Source organism: Psychrobacter sp. 1U2 (genome assembly GCF_051847575.1).
On the sequence record NZ_JBPYDC010000563.1, the window covers coordinates 1 to 973 of the forward strand.

General features: G+C 41.6%; 2 protein-coding genes. Both read left to right on the forward strand.

Translation table 11 applies throughout. The annotated features are described in order from the left end of the window. Positions 1-301 (forward strand): SLBB domain-containing protein (locus ACS8FD_RS17280; protein WP_439276756.1); only part of this gene is annotated, 301 nt, incomplete at its 5' end. 55 nt (positions 302-356) lie between these two features. After that, positions 357-973 (forward strand): capsular polysaccharide export protein, LipB/KpsS family (locus ACS8FD_RS17285; protein ID WP_439276757.1); only part of this gene is annotated, 617 nt, incomplete at its 3' end.

A 973-nucleotide genomic window follows, 5' to 3' on the forward strand; every position in this document is an offset into this window, starting at 1 on the left:
AGTGATAACCGTTAATGGTCAAGTACGGTCGCAAGGCGCGCTCACTTTTAATCCAGACTTTACGGTTGGCGATTACATTGCCAATTCAGGCGGCTTTGGAGACAACGCTGATACTAAAGAGATCTTAGTGATTCATCAAAATGGGGCGAATGAAGTGGTCAATACCGCTTATCGTATCCAGCAGGGTGATGAGATTATGGTTTTACCAAAGGTCAAAACCAAGCGCGTTGAGATTACCCGCGGAATATCACAAATCGTTTATCAATTGGCAGTTGCAGCCAAAGTTATTTTAGACTTATAACGGTTGATGTCAAAAGTATATTGACGCCAATACAGCATTGAAAAGGATGATTAAAATGACAAAAAGTGCAGCAAACGAAGATAAGGTGCCAACGACGTCTACTTCTAAGGCTGTACCATCCTTGTCATCAGCTCAGCATTTGGTCCCCAATCGTTTGGCGGTCATTGGTAAAGGGATGCGCCGTAATAATTTGCTGCTGCCCAATGTCTTGGACGCTGATATTCAACGCTGGTACCTATGGTCAAGCGTGCAGCAGCGTTTTAATCCAAATCTACAAACGCCTAACGCTTTTATCGGTTGGGGACACAAAAAAAGCTATCAACGTGCTAAGAGAGCAGCAGATCGTCAACAACTAACAACTTTAAGTATCGAAGATGGCTTTTTACGCTCATTAGATTCTGGTATCGGCAGTCGTCATGGACTGAGCGTGGTTGTTGATGACATCGGTATTTATTTTGATTTAACACAAAGCTCACGCCTTGAGCAATTAATCGTTGCGCGCGCTAAAGAATACGCTAACTCTGATAGTGATATATTAAATAAAGTACATGCTCGCCAGTTAATGACATATATTTGCGATAAACAGTTGAGTAAATATAATGCTGTGATTACCTGTCCCTCATTAGACAAACTGGTTATTGAAGAAAATACCAATCTAAAAGAAGACTCGGT